The sequence below is a fragment of the Deltaproteobacteria bacterium genome, from assembly GCA_019912665.1.
In the GTDB taxonomy this organism is placed as follows: domain Bacteria; phylum Desulfobacterota; class GWC2-55-46; order GWC2-55-46; family GWC2-55-46; genus UBA5799.
Genome location: JAIOIE010000018.1, coordinates 334478 through 359465 on the forward strand (window position 1 = coordinate 334478; position 24988 = coordinate 359465).

The 24988-nt window shown below is 56.3% G+C and carries 28 protein-coding genes and 1 tRNA gene; 2 read left to right on the forward strand and 27 right to left on the reverse strand.

Features of this window, described 5'->3' with window-relative positions:
- Window positions 1-121 precede the first annotated feature (121 nt).
- The 10 genes from K8I01_06035 to K8I01_06080 form a co-directional block, all read right to left on the reverse strand.
- Window positions 122-346: a hypothetical protein gene (locus K8I01_06035; GenBank protein MBZ0219973.1), complete on the reverse strand. Its 225-nt coding sequence runs from the start codon at window positions 344-346 to the stop codon at window positions 122-124.
- Entirely contained in the window at window positions 346-1704 is a 1359-nt protein-coding gene (locus tag K8I01_06040; GenBank protein ID MBZ0219974.1) for a glycosyltransferase, read from the reverse strand. The genes K8I01_06035 and K8I01_06040 overlap by 1 nt, the downstream gene beginning before the upstream one ends.
- The gene (locus tag K8I01_06045) at window positions 1701-2729 is read right to left on the reverse strand and encodes a hypothetical protein (GenBank protein ID MBZ0219975.1); all 1029 of its coding nucleotides are present in this window, start codon (window positions 2727-2729) and stop codon (window positions 1701-1703) included. The genes K8I01_06040 and K8I01_06045 overlap by 4 nt, the downstream gene beginning before the upstream one ends.
- 36 nt (window positions 2730-2765) lie before the next feature.
- Window positions 2766-3416, reverse strand: a complete 651-nt coding sequence (locus K8I01_06050) for a class I SAM-dependent methyltransferase (protein MBZ0219976.1) — start codon at window positions 3414-3416, stop codon at window positions 2766-2768.
- Between the two features lie 38 nt (window positions 3417-3454).
- Complete coding sequence (gene cysC, locus K8I01_06055; GenBank protein ID MBZ0219977.1) at window positions 3455-3994, reverse strand: adenylyl-sulfate kinase; 540 nt, start codon at window positions 3992-3994, stop codon at window positions 3455-3457.
- A 35-nt stretch (window positions 3995-4029) separates the two neighbouring features.
- Window positions 4030-5319, reverse strand: a complete 1290-nt coding sequence (locus tag K8I01_06060) for an ABC transporter ATP-binding protein (GenBank protein MBZ0219978.1) — start codon at window positions 5317-5319, stop codon at window positions 4030-4032.
- A gap of 4 nt (window positions 5320-5323) precedes the next feature.
- A complete protein-coding gene (locus tag K8I01_06065) occupies window positions 5324-6142 on the reverse strand; it encodes an ABC transporter permease (protein ID MBZ0219979.1) in 819 nt (272 codons plus the stop codon).
- 236 nt (window positions 6143-6378) lie between these two features.
- Window positions 6379-6453: transfer RNA gene (locus K8I01_06070), tRNA-Cys, on the reverse strand.
- Between the two features lie 62 nt (window positions 6454-6515).
- On the reverse strand, window positions 6516-7265 hold the full coding sequence (locus tag K8I01_06075) for a thermonuclease family protein (GenBank protein MBZ0219980.1): 750 nt from the start codon (window positions 7263-7265) through the stop codon (window positions 6516-6518).
- The gene (locus K8I01_06080; protein MBZ0219981.1) at window positions 7262-7798 is read right to left on the reverse strand and encodes a hypothetical protein; all 537 of its coding nucleotides are present in this window, start codon (window positions 7796-7798) and stop codon (window positions 7262-7264) included. Before K8I01_06080 ends, K8I01_06075 begins: the two co-directional genes overlap by 4 nt.
- 270 nt (window positions 7799-8068) lie before the next feature.
- Here K8I01_06080 and K8I01_06085 point away from each other — a divergent pair, with 270 nt between their 5' ends.
- Together K8I01_06085 and K8I01_06090 are read left to right on the forward strand one after the other, a co-directional pair.
- The gene (locus tag K8I01_06085) at window positions 8069-8269 is read left to right on the forward strand and encodes a hypothetical protein (GenBank protein ID MBZ0219982.1); all 201 of its coding nucleotides are present in this window, start codon (window positions 8069-8071) and stop codon (window positions 8267-8269) included.
- Window positions 8266-8712, forward strand: coding sequence for a hypothetical protein (locus K8I01_06090; GenBank protein MBZ0219983.1), 447 nt, complete (start codon window positions 8266-8268; stop codon window positions 8710-8712). The genes K8I01_06085 and K8I01_06090 overlap by 4 nt, the downstream gene beginning before the upstream one ends.
- A 319-nt stretch (window positions 8713-9031) precedes the next feature.
- On the opposite strand, the gene K8I01_06095 is transcribed toward K8I01_06090, so the two are convergent.
- The 17 genes from K8I01_06095 to K8I01_06175 all read right to left on the reverse strand — a co-directional run bounded on the left by K8I01_06095 (window position 9032) and on the right by K8I01_06175 (window position 24987).
- Entirely contained in the window at window positions 9032-9904 is an 873-nt protein-coding gene (locus K8I01_06095) for a methylenetetrahydrofolate reductase (GenBank protein ID MBZ0219984.1), read from the reverse strand.
- A 21-nt stretch (window positions 9905-9925) separates the two neighbouring features.
- Window positions 9926-10618, reverse strand: coding sequence for a phosphoribosylformylglycinamidine synthase subunit PurQ (purQ, locus tag K8I01_06100; GenBank protein ID MBZ0219985.1), 693 nt, complete (start codon window positions 10616-10618; stop codon window positions 9926-9928).
- 47 nt (window positions 10619-10665) lie between these two features.
- Window positions 10666-10905, reverse strand: a complete 240-nt coding sequence (purS, locus tag K8I01_06105) for a phosphoribosylformylglycinamidine synthase subunit PurS (protein ID MBZ0219986.1) — start codon at window positions 10903-10905, stop codon at window positions 10666-10668.
- Complete coding sequence (locus K8I01_06110) at window positions 10902-11606, reverse strand: phosphoribosylaminoimidazolesuccinocarboxamide synthase (protein MBZ0219987.1); 705 nt, start codon at window positions 11604-11606, stop codon at window positions 10902-10904. The genes purS and K8I01_06110 overlap by 4 nt, the downstream gene beginning before the upstream one ends.
- A gap of 15 nt (window positions 11607-11621) precedes the next feature.
- Window positions 11622-12932: an adenylosuccinate lyase gene (gene purB, locus K8I01_06115; GenBank protein ID MBZ0219988.1), complete on the reverse strand. Its 1311-nt coding sequence runs from the start codon at window positions 12930-12932 to the stop codon at window positions 11622-11624.
- A gap of 145 nt (window positions 12933-13077) precedes the next feature.
- Window positions 13078-13719 carry a V-type ATP synthase subunit D gene (locus K8I01_06120; protein MBZ0219989.1) on the reverse strand — a complete coding sequence of 214 codons (642 nt, stop codon included), beginning with the start codon at window positions 13717-13719 and terminating at the stop codon, window positions 13078-13080.
- On the reverse strand, window positions 13720-15072 hold the full coding sequence (locus K8I01_06125; GenBank protein ID MBZ0219990.1) for a V-type ATP synthase subunit B: 1353 nt from the start codon (window positions 15070-15072) through the stop codon (window positions 13720-13722).
- Window position 15073: 1 nt separating this feature from the next.
- Complete coding sequence (locus K8I01_06130) at window positions 15074-16828, reverse strand: V-type ATP synthase subunit A (GenBank protein MBZ0219991.1); 1755 nt, start codon at window positions 16826-16828, stop codon at window positions 15074-15076.
- Window positions 16829-16968: 140 nt separating this feature from the next.
- A complete protein-coding gene (locus tag K8I01_06135; GenBank protein MBZ0219992.1) occupies window positions 16969-17298 on the reverse strand; it encodes a V-type ATP synthase subunit F in 330 nt (109 codons plus the stop codon).
- Between the two features lie 7 nt (window positions 17299-17305).
- The gene (locus K8I01_06140) at window positions 17306-18382 is read right to left on the reverse strand and encodes a V-type ATPase subunit (GenBank protein ID MBZ0219993.1); all 1077 of its coding nucleotides are present in this window, start codon (window positions 18380-18382) and stop codon (window positions 17306-17308) included.
- Between the two features lie 2 nt (window positions 18383-18384).
- Complete coding sequence (locus tag K8I01_06145) at window positions 18385-18987, reverse strand: V-type ATP synthase subunit E (protein ID MBZ0219994.1); 603 nt, start codon at window positions 18985-18987, stop codon at window positions 18385-18387.
- A gap of 9 nt (window positions 18988-18996) precedes the next feature.
- Window positions 18997-19209: an ATPase gene (locus tag K8I01_06150; protein MBZ0219995.1), complete on the reverse strand. Its 213-nt coding sequence runs from the start codon at window positions 19207-19209 to the stop codon at window positions 18997-18999.
- Window positions 19210-19343: 134 nt separating this feature from the next.
- On the reverse strand, window positions 19344-21221 hold the full coding sequence (locus K8I01_06155) for a hypothetical protein (GenBank protein ID MBZ0219996.1): 1878 nt from the start codon (window positions 21219-21221) through the stop codon (window positions 19344-19346).
- A complete protein-coding gene (locus K8I01_06160) occupies window positions 21218-21547 on the reverse strand; it encodes a hypothetical protein (GenBank protein MBZ0219997.1) in 330 nt (109 codons plus the stop codon). Before K8I01_06160 ends, K8I01_06155 begins: the two co-directional genes overlap by 4 nt.
- A 72-nt stretch (window positions 21548-21619) precedes the next feature.
- Entirely contained in the window at window positions 21620-22057 is a 438-nt protein-coding gene (locus K8I01_06165) for a helix-hairpin-helix domain-containing protein (GenBank protein ID MBZ0219998.1), read from the reverse strand.
- 53 nt (window positions 22058-22110) lie between these two features.
- Complete coding sequence (gene cimA, locus K8I01_06170; protein MBZ0219999.1) at window positions 22111-23697, reverse strand: citramalate synthase; 1587 nt, start codon at window positions 23695-23697, stop codon at window positions 22111-22113.
- Between the two features lie 48 nt (window positions 23698-23745).
- Window positions 23746-24987, reverse strand: a complete 1242-nt coding sequence (locus tag K8I01_06175; GenBank protein MBZ0220000.1) for an aspartate kinase — start codon at window positions 24985-24987, stop codon at window positions 23746-23748.
- Between the last annotated feature and the right edge of the window lies 1 nt (window position 24988).

Consider the following 24988-nt stretch of genomic DNA (forward strand, 5'->3'; position numbering starts at 1 on the left):
CTTGACATACTTCGGCAGAAGCTTCGCTATCAATGAGGCGACCTCCGCCTCGTTTTCTTCATTGCTGGCGTATTTGAGGACCTCGCCCATCAGGTCATTTTTTCCCTTTTCCGGTTTTTCCCTATTTAGTATCTTTAAAAAATCCATACAATCTCCTCAAGGGCCCCGTTATTTTCCAGCTGATGCTGTTGTAAATAGCCTGTATCTCTTTTTCCAACCGGCATACCTGCGCTTCGAGAATTTTTATGCGCTCGTTTTTGCGTTCGTGATGTTTTTTGTATTCAGTCAGTTTTTCAATAATGGCGCTGTTGTCCTTCTGAAGGATCCTGGTCTCGCCATCGCTCATTAGCCGCCCTCCCCGATGCAGGTTTTCTCAAGCTCGTCGACGTATCGGCTGATATTCTGAAGTTCTGATTCATACGCGCGTATTTTCCCGGACTTTATCTTAAGTTCTTCGTTTTTATTCTTGAGCTCTTCGTTCTTATTCCTCAGGTCTTCTTTCTTTTGCCTTAAATCACTTTCAAATTCAGCGGCAACGCCCCTTACCCTATCCTCAAGCAGCTGCCTGAGGCTTTCGGGAAGCCCTGAGATTGACGGCTTACCCTTAAGGAGTTCCTTGAAAAGCCCTTCGAGCCTTCCCATCTCGGCCCTGTGGCTGTAAAGCCTTTCGATATTGGCCCTGCCCTCCTTTCCCATCCGTCTTCTCAGGTCAGGGTCGCGGATAAGCTCCTTGAGCCTTACAGCAAGCAGGGCCGTGTCCTTCTCCGGCGCAAGGAAGCCCGTCTTCCCGTCTATGACGACCTCCGGAATGCCGGTGTGCAGGCTGGATACCACCGGAAGTCCGGTTGCCGAGGCCTCCATTATCGAGACGGGCACGCCTTCCCTGTCGCCGTTCCCAGCGGTGACGGAAGGGAGGAGGAATATGTCCGCGCCTTCCATTTCCTTCAAGACGGCGGATTGCGGCATGGGGCCGAGAAGCACAACCCTCTCCCGCAGGTCAAGGGCGTTTATCAGGCCGACGATTTCGTCCTTCAGCTCCCCGTCTCCGATTATCCTGAGCTCCGCATTGCTTATCTCAGAGGCGACCTCCCTGAATGCCTCAATCGCGTAGCGAACTCCCTTTTTCTCCACAAACCGCCCGACAAAGAGTATCTTAACCTTCTCTCCGGGCTTCCTCTCTATGAACCTGAAATCCTCAAGCCTGACCCCGCACCTTATGACCTCGATTTTTCCCCTGAGGTCTTCCCCGAGTAACTTTAGAAGATAGTCCCTGTTGAAATCCGAAATCGTGATCGCCTTTGAGGCCGCTTCGAATTTCTCGCGGAGCGCGCCTGCGTCCGGGTTTGCGAATATGTCAAAGGCATGGGCAGTGAAGACGTACGGGATGCCGAAGGACCTCGCAATTTTAAGGGCTATTTCAGTCTGACTCGCCGCAAAATGGGCGTGGATGATATCGGTGAAAAAAAGGGCGGAGACGAGCTTTTCATTAAGCTCGAACCCGATATTAGACTGGTTCCTCGTAAGGTAATGGGTCTTAGAGAGGAGGCCGTATCGCTCTACGCTCTCATGTACGACCTCTTCCTTCGGCCTGTTGGACGATATTATCTCGACATCGTGCCCCATGTCAATCAGGTCGGTTATCTGGTTGAGCACGAAAGTTTCCGAGAGCTTGGGAAAAATGCCGACTATGTATGTTACCTTCATTTTAACGCTATCCGAATCCGACATTTTTCTAACACTCTTTTCCAATGCGGGGTGCTCAACTGCTGCTCAAGAAACTTAATCCTTTCGTTCTTTTCTGCCAATTCATTGCGACACGCGTCCATTTTCAACTTAAGCGCTTCCAGGCTCTTGTGATACTTATAGCATTTTAACGATTCATCATTGAAAAATCGCGCATATGAATTCAATTCGGAATAAAGCCTTTCTGTTTCCAAATTGAGCAAATCATCAGCATTCGCATTTCTTCTTATTACATTTTGGAGAAGTTCCCAAAATGTGATAACAGAAGAAGGCGCGTCAGACCTTCTCAATTCATCAATTCCGGTAATATTATGTCGTAGGTCTGGCCGTATGAATTGCTTTATTTGAGTTCTTATCTCTTCGCCTTCCGGCCATGGCAAATCGAGAGCCGCCGAGCATCTTCGCATTTGATTTTCACAGTCCATCATGAAATCATCAAAAGAAATAAGAGCATGCTGGACAAATTTGGTCGAGCGCAAGATGCAAAGGTTATAGTTCAGCCATATTCCGTATATTTTATTACGGCTACTAGGGTCTGTTCGTTTTTCCAGCGAGCCTACTACCTCAAGAGGATTCCTTATTATGACGATGCACGAAAGATGGATTCCGAGTTCTTTGAGCGCGTTTTTCCAAATTTCCAGCAATATGGAGGTACGCGGATCTTTCCACATCCATAGCTTTTGATCCTTATATTTTGCCCTTATCAAGTCAATGAGCTCAGTCCTGAAAGGCTTCATCTCGTTCATAAGATGCCAGCCCTCAGGCAAGGGGGCGGCCGTACGCCAATCCCTGTTGAAATGATCTAAAATCTTGTCATGCAGGTCAACAATGGCTTGCTGCTCCCAATATCCCTCGGGATTGAACCTTGATTTGGGCACCAAATCGGTTTCCTCGCCGATGTACGCGCCAAGAAGGTTTACCGCCCGCGCAAGTGCGGAAGTCCCGCTTCTGTGCATGCCGAGAATGCCGATTGCCCTTTGTTCCATCTTCTTCCCTGCCTTTAAACAAGCCGCACTATGAATTCAAGCTTTCCTTGCGACCACGACCTTTTCACGAACATCATCTTGAATCAAATCGTTTTTCATAAACCTGAATACTTGAGCCCTGACTTGAGAGTTCCTGTTGAACAATGTATTCATGCCATGCCTATCCAGAAGGATATCAACTGATTCATCCGTAAATGCATGCGGATGGGCCGGATTGCGTTTTTCTGGAACCTTGAAAATGTCGGTGGTCAAAACGAATACGCCTCCGTCTTTAAGCACCCTTCGCACTTCGTCCAACACGGCATCGGGGTTTTCCGTATGGTCAAGCACATTGGTGCAAAAGACGATGTCGAAATACCCGCCAGGGAAAGGGACCTTTTCGCCCGGCGCAGCCGACCAATCAATCCCATCGTCCAGCTTGTATAATTGTTTGTATTCATCCATGAGGGGGTCGATGCCGTGAAGCTCGGCGCCGGGTTCCTTTATAAGGTTCAAAACCGAGATGACGCCGCAGCCGATATCAAGCACTTTCTTGCCCTGAAGAGGCCTGATGAAGGTCTGTACCTCGTCGAAAAACCTATATTTCTTCCAGTATTCAAGTAGCTTGCCAGACAGAAAATCCTTATCGAATTGCAGCCAGAGTTTCTGAAATTCAAGCTCGTGCGCTTCCTTGCACCCGGTTTCCATTACCCGACCTCTCCTGCTAATCGCAAAAAAAGGCGCGCTCAGATAAGCCCTTTTTCTGTAATATGCTTCAATATCATATCCACGCCCTGCTGGACCGAAATATGATCAGTCCTGATATGCACCTCTGGACTCTGCGGCGGCTCATACGGGTCGTCAATGCCCGTGAATTGCCTTATCTCGCCTGCCCTCGCCTTTGCGTAAAGGCCTTTCACATCCCTCTTTTCGCAGACCTCGACCGGACAATCGACGAACACCTCGATAAACTCTCCACCGGTATGTTCTATCAGGTTCCTGACCTCATCCCTGACATTCCTGTAAGGTGAAATTGCTGAGACGAGATTCGGGACCCTGTGCTTGGTAAGAAGATGGGCGACCCAGCCTATCCTCCTTATGTTGGTGTCCCTGTCTTCCCTGGTGAAGCCCAGCCCCTTTGAAAGGTGAGTCCTTACGACATCGCCGTCAAGCACCTCGACGTTGGTCACGCCCCTTTTCTGAAGGCTATGGTGCAGGAGATTCGAGAGCGTCGTTTTTCCCGCGCCGGACAGCCCGGTGAACCAGATTGTAAAACCTTTTCTCATGTTAATTTCCAATTCCCTTGAAGATTCAGGTTTTCTCAATATGTAATACCTTCAGCATCAGCCGTTATAGAAATAGCGCTGCCGCTGTTGACTATCCCATATGACACGGTCGTCCCTATCACCTTGAAAAATAGCACGTCAAGCCTTCTGTCGTGGAATATCCTATCGCTCTTATCGAACTCAGCAACCGAGGAGGTTATCGCGTACTGGCCGGGGTTGAGGTTCATTTTCTGGTCGAAGCGTATCTCCCTGAAATCGCCTTTCCTTACCGGCCCAATGGGCGTTTTGGCTGACTCGGTGCTCGCGCCTGAAAGCTCCAGGCCATTCAGCGTCTTTATCATGAAGCCCAGCACAGGCTCTTCCATGTCCTTTTTGAAAAGCACCCTGGCCCTCACCGTATACGGCTCTCCGGCCTCGATGAACGTAGTCGGCTCGCCTTTCCCGTTCAAAAGCTCTATTTCCTTCAATTCCGCGCCGCCCGCGCCGAAGCGGAACTCGCCGGGCCCCTCGACCCTCTCATCCTCCCCCTCCCCGTCCCATTTCGGCGCTATCTCTTTGCCGCCGCTCATTTTCCGGGCGTACTCGGCCTCCCTCTCGGCAAGGGCCTTGCTGTAGGCGTTCACCACTTCCTTGGGGCTTCCCAGGCACACTACCCTGCCCCGGTCCAGGAACATGGCCTGGGTGCAGATGTTCGTGACAGTGCCCACGTTATGCGAGACGAACAATATCGTCTTCCCGCTCTTCTGGAACTCCTCGAGCCTCCTGTAGCACCGCCTCTGGAACATCGCGTCGCCAACGGCAAGCGCCTCGTCAACGATTAGTATTTCGGGGTCGATATTGATGGCGCAGGCGAAGGCGAGCCTCACGTACATGCCGCTCGAATACTTCTTTACCGGCTGGTCTATGAAGTGGCCTATGTCCGCGAAGGCGGTTATGGAGTCGAACTTCTCCTCCATCTCCTCCCTCGTGATGCCCCGCATCGCGCCCTGCAGGAATACGTTCTCCCTGCCGGTGAATTCCTTATTAAAACCCGCTCCGAGCTCAAGGAGGGCGGAAATCCTGCCGCTTACCTCCACGCTCCCTACCGTAGGGCTCAGTATCCCTGCGATTATCTGCAAAAGGGTGCTCTTCCCCGAGCCGTTCTGCCCGACTATGCCGAAAGTCGTGCCCTTCGGCACCTCAAGGCTTACGTCCCGGAGCGCCCAGAAGTCCTTGTGGTATTTCTTGCCGAAAGGGTGAAGAAGCTCCTTCATCCTGTCGGCGGGGGCGGGGTACATGCGGTAGCTCTTGCTGACGTTCGATATGCGTATGGCGGTCCCGGACATATGCCTACAGTACCTCCGCGAAGCCGGGCTTCAAGCGCCTGAAGAAGAGGCCGCCGACGCCGAATGTTATTAACGACACGAACGCGAGATAGGCAATGGCCTGGGGGTTGGGGAGCCTCCCGGCAAGGAGCGATTCCCTGAACCCCTCCACCACCAGGAAAAGCGGGTTGAACTTGAGAAAGGCCATCATCCCCGGCGGCACTATGGACGGCGAATAGAATATCGGGGTAAGGAAGAACCACGCCAGCATGAGCATATCTATTACCTGCTTAAGGTCGCGGAGATACACGCTCACGCTCGAAAGTATCCAGCCGAGCCCTATCGCGAAAAGCGAGATAAAAAAGAGATAGGGGATTATCAACGGAGCGTACAGGGGGAGCCGGAACTCGATGACCACGAGCGCCAAAAGAAGGAGACTCAGGCCTATGAGGTGGTTAATGAAGCTGCTCATTACAGAGATTATGGGCAGAAGCTCCGACGGGAAGCCCACGGCCTTTTTGACTAGATTGCTGTTCGAATTTATGGAACCCATTGCCGATGTGACGCCCTGCTGAAAGAACTGCCAGGGGAGTATGCCGGTCAGAAGGAATAGGATGTAGCTGTCCGTGCCGTAGGACGCATCGGGCCTGGACTTGAAGATGACCCCGAAAACCAGGCCGTATACCAGGACCTGCACGAGCGGATGAATGATCGCCCAGGTGAGGCCGAAGACGCTCCCAACATATTTGGCCTTGAGGTCCCTCATTGCCATGGCCCAGAGCATCTGCCTGCTTTTGAAGAGCTTCCGCACAAAATCTATGGAGATAAGTACGCTTTGCTTCATCGGCTATTTTCAGCTCTCTGCAGGGAATTTCCGGCCTTTTCATCCCGGTTCAGCCGCAGACCAAGCGCCTGAAAGGGCCAGGTCGCCTAGTCTGTTCACAAAATGAACATAGCATGGCAAAGGAACTCCTGTCAAGGCCAATGTCGGACGGAAAGGCGTTGGAGATGGGGGCTAAAATCGCTTCCTGTCTGCTTAGTTCAAAAAATTCGGGTAGTTTAAAAAGGAAGGGGGGAAAATGGAGGCGGCGAGCGGATTCGAACCGCTGGATGGCAGTTTTGCAGACTGCTCCCTTGCCACTTGGGTACGCCGCCTTAAGAATTCATCTTAATCAACCGGGCTCGGTATTGTCAACACAAAAAAACCAAAGGAGAGCCTATTCTATCCTCGACGGCGAGTCTATCAGTATCTCCAGGCCGCTTCTCCCCTCATGGAGTATGCCGGTTATGGTGACCGTCTTACCCTTGAAGGAATGCAGGCTTATGCCCCTCCTCTCGAACTCGAAGAAGGCCCTCGGCATGACGACCGCCTTTACGGTATCCGGCCAGAACTCCAGGAACCAGGTGTCGCCAAACCTGACAGCGTCGCTCACCTCTCCCGTCATCCTCACCATCTCGCCGACGTGCATCCAGGCCTCGAACGGGGTTATCGAGAGCGCCTGGGATCTGGCGGCGCTCCCCCAGATCCCGAGCTTCGCGGCCTTTGCCTCGGCCTCGGCAGCCGCAAGCCTCCTGGCCATCCTCACCCCGCAGGGCGGTATGGCCAGGGCCCTGCCGAGCCCTTCCCTTATCAGGGTCTCGCTCACAAGCTCGCCCTCGGCGGAGTAAACCCACGCGAGCACCCTGCCGTATTTGTCCCTTTTTTCAGCCCCGCAGACGTCAACGCGCACGAGCCTGCCGAGCACGATGGACATGTTCCTCACCCTGGCCTCCAGCCAGTGGAACTCGTTCACCTCAGGAGTGTCCACGCCTATGTACCTTACCGTCTCGCCGTTCGAGAGTATGACGGTGTCGCCGTCTATCACCTCGCGCACCCGGTATTCGCCGGAGGGCATGGCAAGGGCGGATTGGCAGAATATGACGACCGCCGCCACCGCGAGCGCCGCTATGCGGATTGCCCGCGTCATCTTCCGGCCTCCCTGAGCTTGCCGATAAGCTCTTTAAGCTCGGCGCATAGGCCCGGGGCGGCCTTGCCGGCTTCGAGCCCCTTCGATATCTCCTCGAGCCTTGAAAGTATTTCTACCCGGAGCCGCTCCTCGTTCTTTTTCGCGGCCTCGAAGCCGGCAACGAACGAGTTCACAAAATTCACGAAGTTCCTTATGTGCAGGTCGTCCTGGGTCCTGACCGAGAGCCGTTTAGAGAGGTCCCCGGCCTGTATGAGCTTCATCTCGTATTCAAGCCGCCTGAAAGGCCCCACAAGACGGTAGGTGAAGAAGACCGCTATTAAAATGACTATGCCTACATAGCCGGCGGCGAGAAAAACGGCCAGGAGAGGGGAGCTCATCCCGTAATAGGTGATAAGGGCCGAGGATACGGTCTGGAGGAATATGCCCGCGAGGAGGGCGAGCACCACGAGCAGGGCTATCGAGAACTGAAGGTCCCTGGACGAGAAATACCGCTGCTTGGTTATCCTCGATATGAGGCGGTTGTCCTTCTGCATGGGTTACCTTTTTTAAGAACGCCTTTTGCGCTCGTCCGGGAAGGGAGCCGCGAGCCTCTCAATCGAAGGGCCTGCACAAGCGGCGGGTTGCCGGGGCCGTTATAAAAGACATTGAGGAATCCAGAGCGAATCCCCGCTCACCTGAAATTATTGCAAAAAAGAAAGGTCTTGTACACTTAAATTCTTGACTACTCCGGGACCTGCCTAATATACTATATACGACATCATACACTCAGCTTCGGCACGCGCTTCAGGGCTCTCAAAAACGCCATGAAAGACAAGATCATAAAAATCGAAAAGGGCAAGGAAGGCGTCGTACTCCCCGCCGAGTACCTGAGGTTTTTAGAGCTCATCCCCGGCGCGGAGGTTGAGATCCTGCTTGACCGCGAGAAAAAAGAGATAATAGTCCGCCCGCTCCACGGCGAGGACTTTGTCGAGCACTTCAAGGACACAATGGAATCAATGGCATGAAGATATACAGGCTACCGCAACTCGCCGAAGCCCACGAGGACGGCACATACCTTCTCGGCCTCGAGGACTTGAAGTCCAATGCGGTCTATATGGCATATGCCAGGCTCAGGCCGGGAGAAGCGCCACGGAAACTCGCCCCGCCCGAGGGCCGGGAAGAAATAGTGTTCGTGATAAAGGGCAGCCTGCTCGTAAGAAGCGGCAAGACCTCCGTGCCGGTCGGACCGGGCGAGGCCTTCCATGTCAAAGGTTCCGACAACACCAGCCTTGAGAACAGCGGCAGCGAGGACGCGGTCTTTATCGCGGCAGGCGGGAGCGCCGTTAAGGCCGAGGAGGCCGTAAAGGAAAAGGCCATTGAGGAGCCCCCTGTAAATCAGGCGTTTGAGGCCGCACCCGAAGAAGGTGAGCCTGAATTCATAATAACCAGAGAGGGATCGAGCGAGTAAGGACAGATCGAACGACGAGAGCAGCCAGCTTTAAACCATCCGCCGTTTCCGCTTCCGTTAGCGAATCATTTAAAATTCAAGTCACCTCAGCACCGCGCAAAAGGTCTTTTGCGCCCTTGATTAGATACCACGCCGCAAAGAACGGGGTATCTTTGTCGTGGAATATGGACCCGGCTCGATAATCTCCACAGTCCCTCTTTAGATAAAAGGGGGAATACTTGCGAGTTTTCGAAAAGTGCGGAAAGGCTTTTTAGGATTGCTGGACAAAAACAGGCGAGCGACTGAAAAGCGGACGAAAAGACTCCGGCGCGCCGGGGACTCAAGCCCCTTCTATTATCTCCACCACGCTCTCTTCCTGCCCGATGGCCATTATATGAGCGCCGTGGCAGAAGCCTTTAAGCTCACGCACCTGCCTTGAGGCTATCTCGATGCCTTTTTTCAACTGGTCGGGCGCGGCCTCGAGCTCGTCTATGAGCCCCTGCGGCACGTTAACGCCGGGAACGTTGTTATTCAGGTACTGCGCCATCTTCGCGGATTTTAAAAGCAGTATTCCGCCGAGCACTCTTACCCCGCTTTTCTCAGCGCCCTCGAAGAACCTCTTGAACTTCTCCATATCGAAGATGGCCTGGGTCTGGAAAAACCTGGCCCCGGATGCGACCTTCTTCTCGAATTTTATCTCCTCCGGCCCCCAGGGGTTGGCCTCCGGCGCGACGACCGCGCCGATATAAAAATCAGTCTTCCCCCGTAGCTCGGTAGCCTTCATGTTCTTCCCGTGGTTCAGGGTGTCTATAAGGCCCACGAGCTGGACAGAGTCCACGTCGAAGACGGCCTTTGCCTCCCTGTGGTCGCCGAAGGCGACATGGTCGCCGGTAAGGGCCAGGATGTTCCTCACCCCCAGGACCCACGCGCCCAGGATGTCTGACTGGAGCGCAAGCCTGTTCCTGTCCCTGCATGTCATCTGGAAGACCGGGTCTATGCCCTCGTTAAGGAGGAGGACCGAGCAGGCGAGCGACGAAAGGCGCATGACCGCCCTCTGGTTGTCCGTTACGTTCGCCGCGGCGATCCTGCCCCGTAGAAGCCTGGCCTTCCGGAGGAATGTCTCGGTGTCCGTGCCCCTGGGCGGACATATCTCGGCTGTTATTACGAACCTGCCCGAATCCAGCTCGTCTTTAAGGCGTGTCTTCGGTTCCATGTTCACCTGTTCTGATTATGATTACGACCTGACTCGGCCGAGGATGGATTCGAAAACGCCCCTGCCGTCAAGCGAGCCAAGCTCGCCTTCAAGCGCCCTCTCGGGGTGCGGCATCATTCCGAGCACGTTCCCCTTCTCGTTCAAGATGCCGGCTATATTGGAAATGGAGCCGTTGGGGTTCGCGGAGTCGCTTACGATCCCGTCCGGGGTCGAATACCTGAAAGCCACCCTGCCCTCGCCCTCGAGCCTCGCGATAGTCTCGGGGTCGGCGTAGTAGTTACCGTCCGCGTGGGCTATTGGTATGTCCACGACCTGGCCGCCGGAGTAGCGGCTCGTGAAGCGCGATCCATTGTTCTCCACCCTTAAATGGGTGTGCTCGCAGATGAACTTCAGGCCCTTGTTCCGCATGAGCACGCCCGGAAGGAGGCCCGCTTCCGTCAATATCTGGAAGCCGTTGCAGATACCCATGACAAGGCCGCCCTTCCTGGCGAACGAGACGACCTCGTTCATGACCGGCGAAAAGCTCGCTATCGCGCCTGTACGGAGGTAGTCGCCGTATGAAAAGCCGCCCGGCAGTATGACGCAGTCGAAGCCCTCAAGGCTCGTGGACTTGTGCCAGACGTATTCGGCTTCCTGGCCGAATACGTGCTTTACGGCGTGGTAGCAGTCGTGGTCGCAGTTTGACCCGGGGAACACTATTATTCCAAACTTCATGATTTCCCTTCATCGCAAACCTGCTTACGGGGCCGGCATGCGTTTTTCTATTCCAGCTCTATCCTGTAGTTCTCTATTACCGTGTTTGCGAGGAGCTTCTCGCACATCTCCCGGAGCCTCTTCTCAGCGGCTTCCGGCGAGGTCCGATCAAGCTCCACCTCCATGAACTTCCCGACCCTTACGTCCTTGACTTCATTAAAGCCCATTGAGCCCAGCGCGCCCATAACCGCCTTGCCCTGCGGGTCGAGAACGCCCTTCTTAAGCGTCACGTATACCTTCGCCCTCATTCCATCACCTTCCTCAGGACCTCCTGGTAGGCCTCGCCGACCTTGCCCAGGTCCCTCCTGAACCTGTCCTTGTCGAGCTTCTCGCGCGTCTTCTTGTCCCAGAGTCTGCAGCCGTCCGGGGTTATCTCGTCCCCGAGGAGCACTTTCCCCTTGTGCTCGCCGAACTCGAGCTTGAAATCCACCAGTATTATACCCCTCTCGTCGAAAAACCGGGAGAGTATTTCGTTCACCTTAAGCGCGGTCGCGGACATCTCCTTCAATTCCGCGTCGGTCGCCCACCCGAAGACCCTGGCGTGGTACTCGTTTATCATGGGGTCGCCGAGCGGGTCGCTCTTGTAGAAGAACTCGACGATGGGCTCGCTTAAAGAGGTCCCCTCCTCTATGCCGAGCCTCTTCGAGAGGCTTCCGGCGATGAGGTTCCTTACGACCACCTCGACCGGGATTATGCGAAGCTTTTTAACCAGCATCTCCCGGTCATTGAGCTCCTTGACGAAATGGGTCTTTACGCCGTTTGATTCGAGCATCCTGAAGATGGCCGAGGATATCTTGTTGTTGAGCGTGCCCTTTTCCTCGATTACGCCCTTTTTCTTCCCGTCAAAGGCGGTCGCCTCGTCCTTGAAATACTGTATCAGGAGGTCAGGGTCGTCGGTCGTAAAGAGGACCTTCGCCTTGCCCTCATAGATTTTTTCGCGCTTTTCCATCAAAGCCTCCCCCTCCTAAGACTCAGATCCCTTCTTCCCGAAGGTCCTCTTGAAAATATAGTCAACTTGCTTCAGATACGGCTTTATGTCGAAAGAGGCGCCTATCTCCTTCTCCGTAAGATAGCCCCTCACTTCATTGTCGTCCATGAGGATGGATTTGAAGTCCCCGAGCCCCTCCCAGACCTTCATGGCGTTCCTCTGGACTATCGCGTAGGCCTCTTCCCTTGTGGCGCCCTTGTCCACGAGCTTAAGGAGGACCTTCTGCGAGAATACCACACCCTTGAGCTTGTCCATGTTCTCCAGCATGTTCGCCGGATACACGACCAGGTCCCTTACGAGGCCAGTGGCCCTCGAAAGCATGAAATCGACGAGTATGGTCGCATCCGGAGCGATTACCCTCTCGACCGACGAATGGCTTATGTCCCTCTCGTGCCAGAGCGGGATGTTCTCTATCGCGCTGACTGCGTATCCGCGAATGAGCCTTGCAAGCCCGGTAAGGTTCTCTGAGAGTATGGGGTTTCTCTTGTGCGGCATGGCGGACGAGCCCTTCTGCCCCTTGGTGAAAGGCTCCTCTGCTTCCAGCACCTCCGTCCTCTGGAGGTGCCTTATTTCGACCGCGAACTTCTCGATGGACGAGGCGATGATGGCGAGAGTCGAGAAGAACTCCGCGTGCCTGTCCCTGTGGACGACCTGGGTGGCTACGGGCTCGGGTTTCAAGCCGAGTTTCCTGAGCGCGAATTTTTCGACCCTCGGGTCTATCTGCGAGAAGGTCCCGACCGCGCCGGAGAGCTTGCCGTAGGAGATTACTTCCTTGGTCCGCTCCATCCTCTCGAGGTTCCTCCCCATCTCGTCATACCAGAGGGCCATCTTGAGTCCGAAGGTCGTTGGCTCGGCGTGTATGCCGTGTGAGCGGCCCATCATGGGGGTCATCTTGTGCTCGAACGCCTTTTTCTCGAGCACGGACATGAGCCCCTTTATGTCGGAGATTATGAGGTCGGCCGATTCCCTTAGAAGCAATGCGAGCGAGGTATCGAGGACGTCCGATGAAGTAAGCCCCATGTGTATGAAGCGTGAGTCAGGCCCGACGAACTCGGCGACAGACGTAAGGAAGGCGATTACGTCGTGCTTGACCGTCCTCTCTATTTCGTCGATACGCGCTACATCGAAATCCGCTTTCTTTTTGATTACTTCGAGGGATTTCTTCGGGATCTTCCCGAGCCTTTCCCAGGCCTCGCAGGCCGCTATCTCCACTTCGAGCCACTTCCGAAACCGGTTTTCCGGCTCCCATATGCGGCCCATCTCCTTCCTCGTGTACCTCTCTATCACCTTGAAACCCCTGCGGATGGAATGAAAAAATTTAATATACCAGAAGGGGGCGGCCCAATACAAGAGGATATGAAAGGGGTTTTCCGATTTTCTGAAGGGGTTTGGAAGGGCTCCTGGCGGGATAGGTTTAAGCCCAAAAACCGGCTTAAGCCCCTTCCTCCGCCTGCCTTCTTGCCTTATTTCTTTTGAGCCTGAATATCTCCTCCCTCTCCCTTTCCTCGAGGACGCGTTCTATGTACTTTATCCTGTCCTTTATGGAGGGGAGTATTACCTCGTTTATTGCGTTTATCTTTCTTGAATCCGAGCGTATGACCTCGCCTATGCGGGATAGCCTCACCTCGCGCGAGGCTATCTTTACGATCAGCTCTGTTGCGGCCTCGAACTCCCGGGCGGCGTCGAGCACCTCGGCCCTTTCGCCGAGCGGGGATATGTCCCTGGCCTCAATAGACCTCGTAAGTCTGACCTCATCTATCTCCGGGATGAAGATGCCCCATACGTTCCTGGCCTTTATGCTCAAGGGCACGCTCCTCCTGGAGGCATGGGCGAACGACTCTATTGACCCTGCGTCTATGGCCCTTGCGCGCTCTATCCGCCTCTGGGCGTCGGCAAGGAGGCTATTCAGTTCCTCGCGCATCCTTATCGATTCGTCCACGATGCCGAAGAACTCCTTCATGAGGGCCTCCCGCTTGCTCTTAAGAAGCTCAAGGCCCTTGCCTATGACCTCGTACCTCCGCCGGAGGGCCATGAACTGCTCCCTCGTGGGCGCGCTCTTTTCGAGTACCGCCATCTATCTTCTCCTTGCCACGGCCTCCCTCTCGGGCACTGTCTTAAGGAGCTCAAGCCCCAGGTCCAGGGTCTCGTCTATGGAGCGGTCTTCCCGGCCCTGGCCCACGAACCTCCTTTCGAACTCGTCGGAGAAGGCCAGGTATCTCCGGTCAAGGTCCGAAAGCCCCTCCTCGCCGACTATAGTCACGAGCCTTCTTACGTCGATGCCCCTCGCGTACGCGGAGTAGAGCTGGTCGGCTATGGTCCTGTGCCCGTCCCTCGTCTTACCCTTTCCTATACCGAGGTTCATTAGCCGCGAAAGGCACGGGAGGACGTCTATGGGCGGGTATATCCCTTTTCTGTGCAAGGCCCTGCTCAAGACTATCTGCCCCTCGGTGATGTAGCCGGTAAGGTCGGGTATGGGGTGCGTTATGTCATCGTCGGGCATGGTGAGTATGGGCATGAGCGTCACGGAGCCCTTGCCGCCCTTGAGCCTACCCGCCCTTTCGTAGAGGGTCGCAAGGTCGGTGTACATATAGCCGGGATAGCTCCTTCTGCCGGGGATCTCCTCGCGTGCGCTCCCTATCTCACGGAGCGATTCGCAGTATGAGGTCATGTCCGTAAGGACCACCATCACATGATAGCCGCGCTCGAAGGCGAGGTACTCGGCGACGGTAAGCGCTATCCTCGGGGTGAAGAGCCTCTCGATGGTCGGGTCGTTCACCTGGTTTATGAATGCTATGGTCCGCTCAAGCGCGCCAGCCTCCTCAAGCGACCTCCTGAAAAAGAAGCTCTCCCTCGATGTTATGCCCATTGCACCGAGTATGACCGCGAACTCTTCCGCCTCAGCGACCTTCGCCTGCCTCACTATCTGAAGAGCCAGCTCCTTTGCAGGGAGCCCCGCGCCCGAGAATATCGGGAGCTTCTGCCCCCGGACGAGGGTATTGAGCCCGTCTATTGCCGAGATGCCGGTCTGGACGAAGAAGTCCGGCTTTTCGCGGGCGGCCGGGTTCATGGGCAACCCGTTTATCTCCTTGTACTCGTCAGGCACTATGGGCGGCAGGCCGTCTATGGGCTCGCCGAAGCCGTTAAGAACCCTGCCGAAGAGGTCCATGGAGACACCTACACGGGCCGTCTCCCCGGTCGGCAGCACGCTCGACTCGTCGGAGTCTATTCCCGAGGTCCCTTCAAGCACCTGTATGACGGCCCTCTCCCCCATGAGCTGGAGTATCTGCCCGGTCCTCTGCTCGCCTTCGGGGAGGTCGACGACGCACATCTCGCCGAGGCTCCCCCTTGTCATCCTGTCCACGAATATGAGCGGGCCGGATATGGTCGCAAGCGTCCTGTACTGTCTTTTTATGAGGTCCAACGCCATTTCATTTTTCCTCGAGTATGGTGAACTCGCTCTCGATCTCTCCTATGAGGGCCCGGCCCTTTGCCGAGAAGCCCTCGTTCGGCTCGTCTTTCATGCGGGCGAGCTTCCATTTTACCGGGCTATCCAGTATGGTCTCGATGAAGACCCCTCTCTCCAAAGCCTCCTCGGCGCTCTCAAGGTAGGCGAATATGGTCTTCAGCATCCAGTATTGCTTCTCATAGGTATTGAATGCGTCTATTTCGCTGAATGCGCTCTGCTTTAGGAACGCGTCTGTCGCGAGGTTCGCGGCTTCGAGTGTCAGCCTGTCGGATTCCTGCAGCGCCTCGACGCCTATTATCTGTATTATTTCCTTCAATTCGGTCTGCCTCTGAAGGAGCGAGTAGAGCCTGTCTCTCAGCCTCACCATGTCCTCGGCGACCTCCCTTCCGAACCAGTCGTCGAGCTCGGCCTGAAAGAGGCTGAAGCTCGCGAGCCAGTTGACGGCCGGGAAATGCCTCCTGTACGCGAGGTCCGGGTCGAGCGCCCAAAGCGTGCCCGCGAACCGGAGCGAGGCCTGCGTAACGGGCTCCGAAAAGTCGCCGCCCGGGGGAGATACTGCGCTTATTACCGTTACCGACCCCGTCCTGTCCTCCGAGCCCAGGCACATGACCTTCCCGGAGCGCTCGTAGAACATGCCGAGCTGGGTTGCGAGATACGGCGGGAACCCCTCCTCTCCGGGCATCTCCTCGAGCCTCGACGAGATCTCCCGCAGGGCCTCGGCCCACCTTGAGATGGAATCCGCGAGCATGGCGACGCTGTAGCCCATGTCCCTGAAATACTCGGCAATCGTAATGCCCGTGAATATCGAGGCCTCGCGGGCGGCGACGGGCATGTTGGAGGTGTTTACGACTATTACCGTCCGGAGGCTCAGCGGCAGCCCGGAGGTCGGGTCCTTGAGCTTGGGGAAGTCCGAGAGTATCTCCGACATCTCGTTACCCCGCTCGCCGCAGCCAACGTATACGACAATGTCGCTACGAGAGAACTTGGCAATGGTCTGCTCGACCACGGTCTTACCCGTGCCGAAGCCGCCGGGCACAATCGCCGTGCCGCCCTCGGCGACCGGGAGGAGCGTATCGAAGACCCTCTGTCCGGTTATGAAAGGCGACTCGGGCGGTAGCTTCGCCTTAAAGGGCCTGGGCCTTCTTACGGGCCATTCCTGGTATAGCTCGATGAACTGCCCCCTTTCGAGCATGCATATGTACTCGGCCCCCGAGACCTTCCCGGACTTTATCTCCTTTATGACGCCCCCGAGGCCGGGCGGCACCATCACCCTGTGCGTAATGCGTTCCGTTTCCTCGATAGTGCCGAGGATGTCGCCGGGCGCGACGGTGTCGCCCTTTTTCCTGATGGGCGTAAAATCCCAGACCCTATCGAGGTCGAGCGCCTCGACCTTTACGCCCCTTGTAAGGAACCCTCCGGCAGTGTCCCTTATTTTTTCGAGCGGCCTCTGTATGCCGTCGAAGAGGCCGGCAAGGAGCCCCGGGCCGAGCGTGACGCTAAGAGGGATACCGTAGCTTATGACGTCCTCGCCTACGGAGATTCCGACGGTATCCTCATAAACCTGGAGCGTCACCATGTCTTCTTTTATGCGTATTATCTCTCCGAGGAGCCCCTGCCTGCCCACGAGGCAGACGGTATTCATTATGGCCCCGGTCATTCCCTTGACCATGACCGTCGGGCCGGCCACCCCGTATATCTTTCCCCTCGTCTCTTTCATGGCAACCCGTAAAAATCAGAGATTTTTCCCGCAATCGAGAAAGGCCGGGAATAAAAAACGGAGCATACAGGAATAATATATGAGCATTTTTATTCCCGTAACTACGCAGAGTCCGTGGAAAAGATCAATTTTTAGATATGCTATCTCTTTATTTTTATCTGGTAGCCTATGGCCCTTCTTATGAGACGGACTACCGGGGACTCCGCCGCCCCCGCCTCGTCCCACTTAAGCGGCAGGCTTATGGGTATGATAATAGGGAGCCCTTTTTTCCGGAGGCGCTTCATCGCAAGCTCCGGGACCCTTTCAAGAAGCCGCTCCTCGATTGCGACGAGCCCGTATTTTCCGACCGACTGGATGTTGAGGAGCGTGCCCGAGATATCGGAGTCCTCCTTGACCTCAAGTGTGTCGACCCCGGCGCACCTGAAGCCGATAGATGCGCCCGGCCCTGTTATAACGAGCAGTTCCGCCATATAAGCCTCATAAAGGCAGGAACATGAGCTTCTTTATTTCGTCCTCGGGCATCCCGAAGAGCTTTCCCCTGAAGATGAGCCTCAGGTTCCTGGTCTCCCCGACCTTCATGTGTATGTATGCGGCGCCCAGGGCAATTGAAAGCGGCTCCGATACGGCGGTCGCGGCAAGGCGCTTCTCGAGCGCCTTTTCAGCCGATTCCTCAAGGAGGGCAGGGTCGCGCGGGTCTCCCGAATCGAGCACCCCCTTTATGGCGGGCTCGGTTATGAGGCCCCGGAGCGCGTCGAAAAGCTCCTCCCTTTTCTTAAGCTCCGAAAGCCTTATGAACTCGTTTTTCCTGAGCGCCTTTCCGCCTCTTACGAAAAACTCACCCGCGCCCTCGGGGGTGTAGGCCTCGCCGGAAATCTTGACAAGGGTGGTTATATTTATGAAATCGACCCTCATTGCGGCCCAGCCTCTCATTATGCTGACGTCCAGCCATTCGCCTTCGAGGGCCGAAAGAAGCGCCTCAGCCGAATGCCTGTCGAGGGCTATCTCCATCTCAGCGGTCCTGCCGTTTTTAATGAACGCGGGCAGGCCTTTTGAGACCGGCTTCGCATATATGCTCCCCCATGTGCGGAGAAAGCCCGCAAGGTCCTGCAAGTCCCTGGATGAAAGGAGGGTATTGAGCGCCGCGGTATCGAGCTCTCCGGCTGGTATGAGGACATCGCGGATGTCCTCGCTCCTTACGCCCCTCGATATCCCGCGTATAATGGCCTTGAGGTCAAAGATCTCCCAAATGCTGAAGACCGCCTTGAGGAACGGCCTTGCGCCTTCGGGAGCGAGTTTCCAGAGAAGCTCGAAGGAGTCCGAGAGGCTGGATTTGAGGGCCGCGGGGAACGCCTCCTCGACTGAGACGAAACGCGCCAGTGCGGCCTCGATGTCAGGGCCGTAGGCGCTCGATCGGAGCCTATCAACTGCCTGAGCAGGGCCTTCAGACTGGATGAGCGCCTCATAGTCCTGGCTTTTGAGGAGCTTTCCCCTGAGTCCCCTGACCCTCGCGTTAAAGTAGCTCAAATCCGTATGGGACGGCCTGGACGCGGGCATTATCACGGGAGCGCCTCCCTGAAAAGGAGCTTGTCTATCGCGGGGACCATGAGCTTCCTCGCCCTCTCGATCATCGAAGAAACCGTGCTCTCGAATACCACCCTGCCGTCGAATGAGGTCAGGACGACCCCGCCCGCCACCTTGGAGTCCGGCTCTACCCGTGCGCCGTCCGCGCGTATGCGGGCCGCGTCAGCCGGGTTTAGACGGATGATCGCCTGCTCGCCCGGCCTCGCCTTCGCCCATTCCTCCCTCAGGGCCAGGTAAAGCCGGTCAATGAGCCTTCCGTAATCCGCGTCCGGAAGGGATAGCAGCCTTTTTTGCGCCTCAACGAGCACGCTCCCCACAAGCTCCTGCCTGACCCCTAGCTTAAGGCCCGCGGCCTTTGTCTTCGCGCTATTTAGAATCGATGCCCGCTCGCGCGTAAGCCTCTCCCGGAGCGTTGAGAGGCGCTCATCCGCTTCCTTTTCGGCCTCGGCCCTTGCGCGCCGGAGAATTTCCTCCTTCGCCTCTTCGGCCTCCTCGATGAGCCTCGAAGCCTGCCCTTTGGCGTCCTCCTCGAGCGCGGCTATGAGCGGGTCGCGGGAATCATCCGGGTTTGCGGCCATGCCCGCCCCCTAACCGCCCATCAATAGGTACGCGACGACGAAGCCCAGGAGCACCATTGTCTCGGGGATGGCGACCAGTATGATTATTATGCCCGTAAGCTCCGGTTTCTCCGCCACGGCACCTGCCCCGGCAGCGCCGATCTTGCTCTGCGCCCATCCTGTAGCCAGGGCCGGGAGCCCTATGGCCAGCGCGGCTGCGAGCGCTATGAGTCCCTCTTGCATGTTCGCCTCCTACGTTAATTTGCGGCAACCTCTAAAAGGCCGGGAATGAAAAGCGGAGCATATAGCATTTTATTCCCGGTCTGACACAGAGTCCGGTGAAAAGATCGATTTTAGAGGTTGCCTTGTGCTTCCGGCTAACGCCTCCTGAAAGGCCTGTACTTCCTTCCGCCGCCCTCGTAGAACTTGCTGAAGAACTCGACATACTGGAGCCTCATCGACTGTATCGAGGGGCTAAGTATGCTCAAAAGCAGGTTTAGAAGGTGCATGAGCCCGGCAATCGCTATTCCTATTGCCATGCTCTCGGGGAGCGACCCCAGCCTGTTCGCGACCAGGGCCATTACTACCGAAGCCGTGCCCACGGCCATGATACGCACATAGGAAATGATATTGCCAAGGGCCTCGAGGAAGTCCACGGGTCCAAGTATGCCCTCAAGGACAACGAGCGCGATAAAGGAAAGGGCCGAAACGGCCGCCGCTATCGGAAGGTATTCGCCCGGCAGGTAGCCTGAGAGCGAGCCCAGCACCCAGAGGAACGAGACGACGAGGACGAAAAACGCCGCCCTTGCTCCCGCCTTTTTGGTCTTTTTCCTTGTTATGCTGCTCTTTATGCCAAGCGCTATCCCAAGAAGCACATGGAAGACCCCTATCCCTATGGTGACGTAAATGAGCGTCGTAAGGGCCTCTATCCTGTGGAATAAAATAGGGTGGAGCCCGAGCCTCTCTCCAAGGTCGCCGAAGAACTCGCCGAAGAGGAACCCGAAGACTATAGCGGAGCCGCTCGCTATCGCAAGCACGGTCGCTATGTCCCTGTAAGCCTTCATGCCCTTGAATCTTGAGCGGATGAAAAGTGCGAGAACCATCGTGACCGCGCCGTAGCCCATGTCAGCGACGATGAGGCCGAAGAAGGCAGGGAAGAATATCGCCACATAAATGGTCGGGTCCACCGAGCCGTACCTGGGCGGAGGGAGCGCCGAGAGGAATACCTCGAAGGGCCTTATGAACCAGGGGTTCCTTATGAGGACGGGAACAGAGTCGTCCTGGGCCGCGCCCGTCTCAATTGTGCTTATTCTCACGCTCTCGACGAAAGCCGCCCGGAACTCCCTAAGAAGGTCTCCGTACCTCTCGGCGGGGACCCAACCCTCGATTATGAACGCGAAGGAGCTCGCCGCCGCGTAAGAGAGCGCGCCGAACTCGTCGAGCGCGTTATCTACCGCCCTCGCGGTCCCGGCGATTTCGTCGTACCACTGAAACCCGATAGTTGAGAGCTCCCTGTCGATGTCCCTTATGAGCCCGGGTATCTGTGCCCTCCTCCGTTCCATCCGCATCAAAGCCTCTACGAGGGCCATGTCCGCGTACTCGTCAGGGAGGCGCACCTCGCTTATGGCCCTGCCCGCAAGGAGTGACTTTACTTGCGGGTCGAAGTGCTTGGGATACGCGAGCACCACCCCGATAGTCTCAGGGTCCAGGTCCCTCATGAGCATCCTGTAAACCCCGTCGGTGATCCTGGAGACCTCGGATTCGAGTAAGCCTGCTATGTCTTCCCTCGTCCGCTCAAGCGTAATGCCTGCGATCTCGAAATTCTTCAACCCCCCGAGCCTCGATACTATGGGCGCGAAACCGCGGAGCAGCTTCTCGTATTTGCCTATCGAGGAAAGCTCCTCCGAAAGCGAGTCCTTCCGCGCCCTTAGCTCCCTTGCCCTCTCGCCGATATGGGCGAGGTCGCCCATGTACCTAGGTATCATCCTGGCCTCCACCCGCGCGGGCCTTACGACCGGCGGCGGCGGCACAAGGGCAGTGAGGCTCGCAAGAGTTTCGCGCGCCCTTTCGAGCTCTTCCTTTTCCCTTATCCTTTCAGCTTCTATCGGGAGCCTACGGATGAGGCCTCCGTTCCGGATATCCTCCTCCGGAACAGTCTCTATATGAAGCACCGCCGCCGAATGGAGCGCCTTAACCGCCTCATCGATGCGCGACTTGGGGCCTATTATCCTCACCTTGAGCATCCTCTTTATCATCTGGGCGCACCTATGGATTCCATGAGGAAACGCATGACCTCGGATACGGCCCCCTCGAACTTCCTCTCGCCCTTTTCCCTCAATTCCCCTGCCTCTCTCCTCCCCTTTTCCTCTATTTCACTGGCGTCCTTTTCGGTTTTTTCGCGCTCGGATGCCGCAAGCCGCGCCGCCTCGGCCTCGGCTGCGGCTATCAAGGACTCTTTAAGCGCCTTAGCTTCCCTGGCAGCCTCCTCCCGTATGCGGGCGGCCCTTTGCCTTGCCTCGTTTATAAGGGCCTCCATCTCCTCTTCCCTGGCCCTCAACTCTGACAGGATGTCATCCGGCATAAGAAAGACCCCGGCTTTCAAAATACTTGTATTCAGTTGATTTTCGTGAATAAAACCAAGGCGAGCTGCTGTTTACGGAAGGCTCTCTGGAGTGGGACCTGGGGTCTTATTGGACGGCCCGGCAAATATAAGGCCCCGAATCCTCTCCAACTTGACTTTACCAACCCACTTGACCTCTGTCAAATCGTCGACCGTCCGAAAACCGTTCATTTCCGCTCTTTTCTCGACTATCCTCAAGGCGGTCTTCTCGCCGATGCCCGGAAGGAGCATCAGGTCTTCAGCCGAGGCCTTGTTTATGTCGAGAGGGAAAACGGGGATGGAGGGCCTCGGGTCCTCTGGAGCCGCTTTGGCAAGCGGGGCGGGAGAAGGGCTTGTTGGGGCCGTTGAAAGCGGCTTATATGGCAGTGACGCTGAAGGCTTTTCAGAAAAGAGCGATGGATTTCGGTAGATGAACAAAACCAGAAGGGCTATTGAGATGAGTAGGAAGGCGGGGTAGCGCTTGTCTCTCATTTTGCCCCCCTGATCCTCAAAGGGACCGACTAAGAATACGGCATGCGCAAGGCTTACGCCCGGGGCTTGCCTTTCCTTTTTTTCCCGTCCTTGAAGAGCTTGTATTCGAGGCTGTCGACGATTGCCTGCCAGCTCGCCTCTATGACGTTCTCGGAAACCCCGACGGTGCCCCATTTATCCGCCCCGTCGCCGGATTCCACAAGGACGCGCACCTTCGCGGCCGTGCCCTGCATCCCTGCAAGGACGCGCACCTTGAAATCCAGCAGTTCCACATCCCGGATGGAAGGGTAAAACCTCTCAAGCGCCTTCCGGAGGGCCCGGTCGAGCGCGTTGACCGGGCCGTTCCCCTCCGCCGCCGTGTGCTCGACCACTCCGTTCACCTCGAGCTTTATGGTGGCCTCGGAGTGGGGCGCCTCGTCCTCGCTCCTCTTCTCGTCTATGACCCTGAAATCGAGGAGCTTGAAGTACCTCTCCTTCTTCTTCAGGGCCTTCTGGATGAGGAGCTCGAATGATGCCTCGGCGCCCTCGTACTGGAAGCCGTGGTGCTCAAGGAGCTTAAGCTCGTTGAGGACGCCCTTTACGACTTCCGAGCCGCTCGATATGTCGACCCCGTACTCCTCGGCCTTGTAGATGATATTGGACCTTCCGGAGAGGTCGGAGACCAGCACGCGCTGGATATTGCCCACGAGATCAGGGCTCATGTGCTCGTAGGTCGCCGGGTTCTTTAGGATTGCGCTCACATGGATGCCGCCCTTGTGCGCGAAGGCGCTGTCGCCCACGTAGGGCTGGTGCTTCAAATGAGGGAGATTTGCAAGCTCGTTAACGAACCTTGCCGTATTCCTGAGCTTCTTGAGCTTCTCGGCACCGATGCAGTCAAGGCCCATCTTGACCTTCAAGGCCGGTATGATGGAGCAGAGGTTCGCGTTCCCGCATCTCTCCCCGAAGCCGTTCACCGTCCCCTGCACCATTACCGCGCCCTCCCTCACGGCTGAAAGCGAGCTTGCCACCGCCGTATCAGAATCGTTATGCGCGTGGATGCCGATGCGGGCCGAGGTATTGAGCCTGACTTCCCTCGTTATCTCGGCTACCTCGAAAGGCAGGGTCCCGCCGTTCGTGTCGCAGAGGACCAGGACGTCTGCCCCTGCCTCCTTGGCCGCCTTGAGGGTCTTCAATGCATAAGCCGGGTCGTCCTTGTAGGCGTCGAAAAAGTGCTCGGCGTCGTAGAAGACCTCGTCGACCCTCTTTTTAAGATAGGCTACCGAATCAAAGATCATCTCGATGTTCTCATCGAGCGAGACCCTGATGGCCTTAAGCACATGGAGCTTCCATGTCTTTCCGAAGATGGTTACGGCCGGAGTGCGGGACGAGACGAGGGCCTTCAAGTTCGCATCTACGGAGGCCTTGACCCCGGCCCGCCTGGTGGAGCCGAAGCTCACAAGCTTGGAATTCCCGAGCTTCTCCCCGGCCATGGACTTGAAGAACTCGATATCGCGCGGGTTGCTTCCGGGCCAGCCGCCCTCGATATAATGAACCCCGAGGTCGTCGAGCGCCTTGGCTATCCTTATCTTGTCCTCGACGGAAAAGGAGATGTCCTCGGCCTGCGTCCCGTCGCGGAGCGTTGTGTCGTACAAAAAGATCATTTTGACTCTCAAATGGAATACGGGTATTGCACAAAAAAAACGTCCCGTCTATGCCCCCGCTTCCTCCGTAACCTCGCCCTTGCCGAGGCCGAAGGCCTCGTGAAGGACCCTTACCGCTAGCTCGGTATATTTCACGTCCACCACTATCGATACCTTAATCTCCGAGGTGGATATCATCTGTATGTTTATGCCCTCGTTGGCCATCACGTCGAACATCTTCGAGGCCACTCCAGCGTGGCTCCTCATCCCGGCGCCCACTATCGAGACCTTGGCTATGCTGGTGTCGCCCACCACCTGCTTTGCCTCGATGGAGGCCGCAATTCCCTCGACGATCTTCAAGGCCCTCTTATAGTCCTCCTTGGAGACGGTGAAGGTCAGGTCAGTGTGCGAGTCGTGGCTTATGTTCTGCACGATCACGTCGACGTTTATGCCCGCTTCGGTAAGCGGCCTGAAGAGCTTGGCGGCTATGCCCGGCCTGTCAGGCACCCGGAGGACCGATATCTTGGCCTCGTTCTTGTTGTAGGTGATGCCTGAGACCACCACTTTTTCCATTTCCCTGTCCTCCTTGCAGACGAGCGTGCCCTCTGAATCGTTGAACGAGGACCTCACCATCACCGGGACCTCGTATTTTTTCGCGAACTCGACGGACCTGGTCTGCAGCACCTTGGCCCCGAGGCTCGCCATCTCGAGCATCTCGTCATAGGAGACCTTCTTCAATTTCCGGGCCTCCTGGCAGATGTTGGGGTCGGTCGTGTAGACTCCGTCCACGTCGGTGTATATCTCGCAGAGGTCGGCCTTCAATGCCGCGGCGAGCGCAACGGCGGTGGTATCAGAGCCGCCCCTGCCGAGCGTCGTTATGTTGCCCTCCGGGTCAACGCCCTGGAAACCGGCGACCACCACGATCGAGCCCTTCGCGAGCTCGTCCTTTATGCGCGTCCCGTCGATGGACTCTATCCGGGCGGAGCCGAACTGGGAGTCGGTCACTATCGGGACCTGGTGTCCCATGAAGCTTCTGGACCTGAGGCCCATCTCCTTCAGGACGATCGAGAGGAGTCCTATGGTGACCTGCTCGCCCGTGGAGATTACGACATCGTACTCGCGGCCTATCGGGAACTCGCTCGCCTCATGGCATAGGGCCACGAGCCTGTTGGTCTCGCCCGACATTGCAGAGAGGACCACGACTACGTCGTTGCCTTCTCCCCTGGCCCTGGCGGCCCTCCTGGCCACGTTCTTTATGCGCTCTATGTTGCCGACCGACGTCCCGCCGTACTTCTGGACTATCAATGCCATT